Origin of the sequence: Streptomyces sp. H27-H1, assembly GCF_026627445.1 — a bacterium.
In the GTDB taxonomy this organism is placed as follows: Bacteria; Actinomycetota; Actinomycetes; order Streptomycetales; family Streptomycetaceae; genus Streptomyces.
Map to the genome: position 1 here is coordinate 1 of NZ_JAPNLJ010000112.1, position 4684 is coordinate 4684.

A 4684-nucleotide genomic window follows, 5' to 3' on the forward strand; every position below is an offset into this window, starting at 1 on the left:
CCCGGGAGACGTGGAACCCCGGCGCACCCGCAGCGTTACGCGACGGCCCCACACCCGACCACACGGGACAAATAGGGCGAAACGCCAAGTCGACCGAGGTCATCACGCCGCAGAAGGATCGAGGCTGACGCCTCCTGCGAAAGCTCCGATGCAGCACCAACCGCATCACCGACGTCGTGAAAGCCGTCCTCGTCCTTCACCACGCCTCAACATGAGGTTGAAAAGGGCTCACTCCGGCGCCCTGGAGGCCAAATGGCCAGTTGGACCACCGACAACGATTGCTTAACGTCACGCTAGGGAAAGCTGTTCTACGGTTAGACGGGCCAACTTTCGACGCTAAGGGATCAGTAGATGGGTTACTGGGCAAAAATCCAGGCACAGATAGTAGACAGCCTGAACAATACTGCAGAAAAGGGGACCGGCCAGGCGAAATGGGAGATGACCCCAGAAGCCCTAGCGATAATAAAGAGCCACGAGCATTTCAGCAAGTCTCCTGAACATTTGACTGCCTCTGAACGAAAGATTTTTGAGGATTACCTGGTAGCCGAGCAGTGGGGATGGTGTGTTCCCTTCGTGCAACTCGCCTTCACGAAAAGTCCAGCAGTTTATCAGAGGCAACTGTTTTCGGCAGTCGACTTGTCGGAAGAGGCGTGGAAGTGGCTCTTCACGGCGTTCCATAATTCGGCACAGGAATATCCTGCCGAGTGGGCCGGAATTCTCGCTGGACAGAACGGGCAGGGGGAAGTCGAATTCCGCGTTGGCTGGCAGAACGATGAAGATTTCGTTCGCGAGCGGTGGATCGCATGGCTGCTCGAGCTTCGCGACGGGAATGGCGGTATCAACTGGGATGCAGCCCAATTTGATCTGATATGGGTAGCATTCTCTCCCGTATATGGTGGACTGTTCGAAACGTATGCCATATTTATCGCAGGGTGGCTGAACTTCCTGAAGCGCGTGGGAGGCCTTTCCGCTCCGCCAATCTACAGCGGGACCTCGTTTGCCGAAAAAAAGCAGGATGAAAAGACTCTTGCAGAGTACGAGAAAAAGCGGCCGGGTTACCTGCAGGATTTTGTGCAGACAATCTCCGGCGAACGTAAATCGCACTTGAATCGCAAAAACGCGCAGAAAAACATAATGCGTACGTCGGGGCAAACGAATAAGCCTTCACCGACCGTGACTGCGCTACTGTACGCGAAGACCAACAGGTCGGCACCAGTATTTTCGCACGCCCGGCCCCGACAGCTCGAGGATGGCCCTGGCCCAACGGTGGTTTATAAAATATCCGCAGATCCTCAGTTTGAGGAAGAAAAAATTAAAATTCGTGGGCGCAACCAGGAAATCTTGAAGGCGCTCGCTAGTGGAAAAATCATCTCGTGCTCTTGGTATGACGATATTCTGATCCTGGGGTCGACGTCCGTGGTAGAGCCTCTAAGTAGGATCGTAGGTGATTATGGATGGAAAGCTTCCCTCAAGATCAAGTCAAAGGGGGGGTTGGGGACACGCGGTTCGATTACATTGATCGGCTGTCCGAACACAAAGGCATTCAATGAATTCGAAGAGGCTTTTGCACTTATTTCGAGGAAGAAGGTTGAGAGGGAGTGATCTCAGCTTGTATAAGCTGGCGAGTCGTCCGACCTGCTGAGATCTCCCGTTTCCGGGCGGGCGTCACTCAGCCCGGATCCACCGGCTTGACTGTGGTGTGATTGTTTCGGGGTCGTGCAGGCCGTGTCGGGGTCGAGCTGTGGATCGGGCGTGGGGCGGCCGCTGGTCTGCCCAGCTCTTCCACTTTTCGCAGGTCTCGGGCCCTTTTAGGCAGGTAGGTCAAAGGGCGTCGGGGGAGGGTTCCGTCCGGCGCCGTGATGACCTGGCGGTGTACGCCGTGGTGGCGGTGTTTGACGCCTCTATGTTCGTCAAGCTGTCCTGGTTGCTATCGAAGTGCTGACGATCTTGAAGATCTTCCGGGCGAGATACCGCTTGAGGCATCTGATGATCTCCCTTCTGGTCCGGCCTTCCGCGGTCCGTCGCACAAGGTAGGCACGCGTCTCGGGGTGGTCGCGAAGCCGCGTAAGGGCGATGCGGAAGAGAGCCGCATTGGCCTGGCGGTCGCCTCCGCGGTTCAGCCGACGTCGCTGACTCTTGCCGGATGATCGTTCGACCGGACTCACTCCGCACAGTGCGGCGAAGGACGCCTCACTGTGGAAGCGCTGCGGGTTATCCCCGGCCGCGACCAAGAGCGCTGCGGCCGAGTCCGGTCCGACTCCGTGGAGTTCCAGCAGGTCGGGCGCAGTGTCCTGAACCCGTTGTCTGATCAAGCGCCCGAACTGGCGGATCTCCTCCGTCAGGCTCTGCACGCGGCGCGCCAGCAGGCGCAGGGTGAGCTCGACGGGCAGGGCGACGCCGGGGGACGCCGGGTCAGCCAGCTCGGCACACCGAGCAATCAGCGTGCTGTTGGTCAGCCCCGCGAGGGCCTCGCGAAGGTGAGGATCTGCGCAGACCAGCACGGCCTTGATCTGGTTGATGGCCTGGGTACGAGACTTGACCGCTGAGTCTTTCGCAAGTTTGAAGACGCGCAGCGCTTCGACAGCATCGTTGCCGGACTTGGCAGGCCTGGCCCGAGCGGCCAGGAGGGCGACCATGGCATTGAAGTTTCCCCGTGATCATGGACATGTTTCTGTTACGCCCGAGGGTTTGGTCTTGCTGGTGGCGCAGGCGTGTTTCGTGGGGTGTGAGGTAGCCCCAGTTGATGTGTTTGCGCAGTCGGCGGCGGTTGTAGAAGGTCTCGAAGGTGAAAATCTCGGCGCGTGCGGTGTTCCCTTCGGGCCAGAAGCGGGTGCCGATTTCTTCCTTGAGGACGGCGAAGAACGATTGGGCGGCGGCGTTGTCGTAGCAGATCCCGGTCCGTCCCATGCTCTGCCGGAGGTTCAACACCCTTATTCTGTCGTGGAATTGGCTCGATGTGTATTCCGATCCGCGGTCGGTGTGGATCGCGCACCGTGCCCCCAGACGGCCCAGGCCGGCGGCCATGGCGAGGGCGTCGACGACGAGTTCGGCGCGGTGAGGGCCGGCCATCGAGTACCCGATGATCTCTCGGGTGGCCAGGTCCAGCCAGGTGGCGAGATAGAGCCAGCCCTCGGCGGTCGGGATGTAGGTGATGTCACCGACGACCTTCATGCCGGGACGGCTCGCGTGGAAGTCGCGGCCGATCAGGTCGGGGGACGGCGCGGCCTGGGAGTCCTGCTTGGTCAGACTGCGGCGTCCGTTGTGGCGGCTGTGGCTGGTGATGCCGTGCTGGCGCATGACCCGCTCCACGCGCCACCCGGTGTCCCTGGCGGCGCAGTTCGGCGGTGACGCGCGGGACGCCGTAGGTGCTCTTCGAGCGAGGTGGATCACAGTGATCTCGTGGGTGAGTGCCTCATCCGCCCGGCGCCGCGTCTCCCGTGTCTCGATCCCGGCCACCCAGGCGTAGTACGTCGAGCGGGCCGTCTTGAGCACCCGGCACAGCAGCACGATCGTGTATTGGGCCTTCTCCGCGTGGACGAACCGGCATATCGCGCTCACCGATCGCTCTCCTTCGCGAAGAAGACCGTCGATTTTTTCAGGATCTCAATCGTTTTGGCCTGCTCGGCAGTGAGCTTGCGGAGCCACTTCAGCTCCTCGCGCCGCTCCACCGCCCCCGCGCCGCTGCCCGCGTCACGAGGCCGGCACTCGGCTGACTCGGCGGCCCGGGTCTTCTTCACCCGCCCGCGCAGACTCTCCGAGCTGATGCCGAGCTGGCGGGCGGCATCTGTCACCGTCCGCCCGGACGAGCGCACGAGCTCGATCGCGTCACGGTGGTGCTCATCCGAGTACCGCTTCGTGTACTTGCTTCCCACCTGGCACTATTTTCTCTGGAACCTCAGAGGTCGTTAAGTCCCTTTCCGGTAGAGGCCCCGTCCGGGCTGAGTGAGGAAGCCTTGGCGGGTGAGGCGTCCGAGGCGGCTGCGGGTGACGTTCAGGGAGGGGTCGTCGGTGGGCATGCCGAGGATTTCGTGCAGGTCTCGGACCCGGAATTCCTGGTCGGGGTGCTGGTTGAAGGCGTTCACGATGGCCTGGTAGGCGGTGGACTGCTCGGCCGGCTCCGATGCGGTTCCGGTCGGCGCGAGCTCGACGAAGACCTTGCTGGCTGTGGCCAGTTCGGCCAGGCGGGCCTCGGCGTCACCCAGCGCGGTGGCGAGGTGTTCGATCTGTTGTCGCAGGCCATCGGCCCTGACCGTGACCCGGTCGTGCTCGGCCTGAAGGCTCGTGAGGAGGTCGGTGATGCCGTTGTTCATGCGGCCGCCATGATCTCGTCGCGCCAGGCCGGGGAGGGCGCGGTGAGGCGGCGGGTCATGTTCGCGGTGGCCGCCCAGTAGACGCGGGAGACGGAGTTGTCGGGCCGGTGGTCGTACTCGCGGACCAGGCGGCGGTGGAGCATCAGGGTGCCGTTGACCTGCTCGACCACCCACCGCTTCGGTTGCGGGACGAACCCTTTGGCCTTTTCCTCGGGGTTGCGGACCACGGTCTCGACGGTGATGCCGAGTAAGAGGCCGCGCAGATAGGCGCGGTGGCGCCATCTCGGTAGCAGAGCAGGCACAAGTCTTGGCGATCATGGAGTTGCGACGCTCTGTGATCACCGGGGAGACCTGTGCCTGTACTGCCATCATGG

Annotated in this window: 6 protein-coding genes and 1 pseudogene; 2 read left to right on the plus strand and 5 right to left on the minus strand. The window is 61.8% G+C overall.

Annotated features, from left to right (window positions below; all coding sequences use genetic code 11):
• Window positions 1-128: 128 nt before the first annotated feature.
• Window positions 129-215, plus strand: a pseudogene (locus tag OTB20_RS41730) (IS5/IS1182 family transposase); the annotation flags it as partial.
• Between the two features lie 136 nt (window positions 216-351).
• Window positions 352-1602: a hypothetical protein gene (locus OTB20_RS41735; protein WP_267825123.1), complete on the plus strand. Its 1251-nt coding sequence runs from the start codon at window positions 352-354 to the stop codon at window positions 1600-1602.
• Window positions 1603-1910: 308 nt separating this feature from the next.
• Here OTB20_RS41735 and OTB20_RS41740 read toward each other — a convergent pair whose 3' ends face one another.
• The 5 genes from OTB20_RS41740 to OTB20_RS41760 are packed head-to-tail and all read right to left on the minus strand — an operon-like array spanning window position 1911 to window position 4612.
• On the minus strand, window positions 1911-2501 hold the full coding sequence (locus OTB20_RS41740) for a transposase (protein WP_267825124.1): 591 nt from the start codon (window positions 2499-2501) through the stop codon (window positions 1911-1913).
• Window positions 2413-3558: an IS3 family transposase gene (locus OTB20_RS41745; protein ID WP_267825125.1), complete on the minus strand. Its 1146-nt coding sequence runs from the start codon at window positions 3556-3558 to the stop codon at window positions 2413-2415. Before OTB20_RS41745 ends, OTB20_RS41740 begins: the two co-directional genes overlap by 89 nt.
• A complete protein-coding gene (locus tag OTB20_RS41750) occupies window positions 3555-3872 on the minus strand; it encodes a transposase (protein WP_267825126.1) in 318 nt (105 codons plus the stop codon). Before OTB20_RS41750 ends, OTB20_RS41745 begins: the two co-directional genes overlap by 4 nt.
• A gap of 33 nt (window positions 3873-3905) precedes the next feature.
• Window positions 3906-4310, minus strand: a complete 405-nt coding sequence (locus OTB20_RS41755; protein ID WP_267825127.1) for a hypothetical protein — start codon at window positions 4308-4310, stop codon at window positions 3906-3908.
• Window positions 4307-4612 carry a hypothetical protein gene (locus tag OTB20_RS41760; protein WP_267825128.1) on the minus strand — a complete coding sequence of 102 codons (306 nt, stop codon included), beginning with the start codon at window positions 4610-4612 and terminating at the stop codon, window positions 4307-4309. Before OTB20_RS41760 ends, OTB20_RS41755 begins: the two co-directional genes overlap by 4 nt.
• Between the last annotated feature and the right edge of the window lie 72 nt (window positions 4613-4684).

What these genes read in the sequence shown, in the direction of transcription:
- OTB20_RS41735 (WP_267825123.1), top strand. Translation starts at nt 352, where the DNA reads ATGGGTTACTGGGCAAAAATCCAGGCACAGATAGTAGACAGCCTGAAC.
- OTB20_RS41755 (WP_267825127.1), bottom strand. Translation starts at nt 4,310, where the DNA reads ATGAACAACGGCATCACCGACCTCCTCACGAGCCTTCAGGCCGAGCAC.